At 69.9% G+C, this 2,028-nt stretch carries 2 protein-coding genes; both read left to right on the top strand.

Annotated features, from left to right (window positions below):
* Window positions 1-11 precede the first annotated feature (11 nt).
* Window positions 12-890, top strand: coding sequence for a 4-hydroxy-tetrahydrodipicolinate synthase (gene dapA / locus ACV4UX_RS18975; protein WP_491594841.1), 879 nt, complete (start codon window positions 12-14; stop codon window positions 888-890).
* 378 nt (window positions 891-1,268) lie between these two features.
* A partial coding sequence (locus ACV4UX_RS18970) for a DUF2087 domain-containing protein (protein ID WP_491594840.1) occupies window positions 1,269-2,028 on the top strand: 760 nt, incomplete at its 3' end.

Below are 2,028 nucleotides of genomic sequence, written 5' to 3'. Positions count from 1 at the left end.
GGAGGTCGGCAATGCAATTCACTGGAGCTTTCACCGCGCTCGTCACCCCGTTCAAGAACGGCCAGGTGGACGAGGACGCCTACCGCGCCCTCATCGAATGGCAGATCGAACAGGGCATCAACGGCGTGGTCCCCTGCGGCACCACGGGCGAATCGGCAACCTTGTCCCACGCGGAGCACGCCAAGGTGATCTCCATCTGCGTGGACCAGGTGAAACGCCGCGTGCCCGTGCTGGCGGGGGCCGGCTCCAACAACACGCTGGAGGCCATCGAACTGACCCGCTGCGCCAGGCAGTCCGGGGCCGACGGCGCGCTGCTCATCACCCCCTACTACAACAAGCCCACCCAGGCTGGGCTCATCGAGCACTTCGCGGCCATCGCCAAGGAAGTGCCCATGCCCTTCATCGTCTACAACGTGCCCGGGCGCACCTCGGTGAACCTCCTGCCCCAGACCGTGGCGGCCCTGCGCAAGCGCGCCCCCGAAGTGATCGGCATCAAGGAGGCCACGGGCAACCTCTGCCAGATCTCCGAGGTGATCGAGTTCTGCGGCCCGGATTTCATCATCCTCTCCGGGGACGACTTCACCGTGCTGCCCACCCTGGCCATCGGCGGACACGGCGTGATCTCCGTGGTCTCCAACGTGGCCCCGGCCCTCATGAGCGGCCTGTGCAAGGCATGGAGGGACGGAGACACGGCCAAGGCGCGCGAACTGCACTACGCCCTCGCGCCCCTCAACCGGGCCATGTTCATGGAGACCAACCCCATCCCGGCCAAGACCTCCCTGGGCCTCATGGGGCGCGTCACCCCCGAACTGCGCCTGCCCATGGTGAACATGTGCAAGGAGAACGAGGCCAAACTGGCCGACGTGCTCAAAAAGGCCGGCATCCTCTAGACGCCCCGGACACGCGATCCATGGCGCGCGGACGACAGTCCGCGCGCCTTTTTTTTCGCGACGTTGCCGCCGCCTCCCTCCCTCCACGGACCAGGCCCCGTTACCAGGAAGCACGGTTTTCGGCCTGGCGAGCCTCCGCAGCGGAGGCCTTCGGAGGCAGCGGGGCGCCCCAAAGGCCCGGCAGGGGGCTTGCCAGGGCGGCCCCGCTTTCGTATAAGCGCCTCCGGTCGGCAGTTCACCCAGGCGTTGCCGCCCCGCGAGGGGTGCTAAACCTGCCCTATTCCTCCATTCCCTCGACACCTTGTCCCCGTGCCGAGTCGGAAGACGGCGACCACCGACGATCCCTCCGTGGGAGAGGCGCGTCCGAGAGGATGAGCGATGTCACGCATTCCCCTGCCTTTCGCCGTGGGCGACGTTTCCGCCCTGGCCAAGTCCCTGCGTTCCCAGATGGAATCCCTGGGCCGCATCCCCAGCCACCTCGAACTGCTCAACATGCTCGCCCGCGCGGGCGGTCGTCGCAATTTCCAGCACCTGCGCGCCGACCCCCTGGATCTGGATGCCGAAGCCGGGCAGGACGCCGCCCCCGCCTCCCTGGATCGGGCGCAAGGCCCGGAAGCGCCGGGGGCGTCTCCGGGCGGACCGGAGCAACGCGGCGATGTCCCGGCTGATACCCTGCGCGACGGCGTTCGCGGGGCGGGCGAGGCCCTTTGCGAAGCGGACGGCGCACACGCGGACAAGGGCGCGGACCGGGCGGATTCCGCCCGGCCGACCCCCCAGGCCGACCCGATTGCGGCCAGTGCCCGGGACGCGGCGGACGAAGCGGCCGCCGCCCCCTCCCCCGGCACGCTCACCGTCCGGGACGCAGTGGCCCAGGCCCGGCGTTTCAAGCGCCTGACAGGCTATTTCGACGCCCAGGGCCGCCTGATCCGCTGGCCGGGCAAGCACAGCCACCGCGAGCCCTGCCTCTGGGCGCTCTGGGCCAGGGTGCCCGCCGGGCGCGCCATGGGCGAACCCGCGGTCAACGACCTGATCCGCCAGGCGCACCTCTTCGGAGACCACGCCCTGCTGCGCCGCGAGCTCTTCGACCACGGCCTGCTGGCGCGCACGCCCGACGGCCGGGTCTACCGGCGCGTGGAGC

Source organism: Fundidesulfovibrio sp., from assembly GCF_058402725.1.
This window is presented reverse-complemented; position numbering and strand designations above follow the sequence as displayed.

Excerpts from the sequence above, each read along its gene's own strand:
- dapA (WP_491594841.1), top strand. The coding sequence starts at position 12 with ATGCAATTCACTGGAGCTTTCACCGCGCTCGTCACCCCGTTCAAGAAC.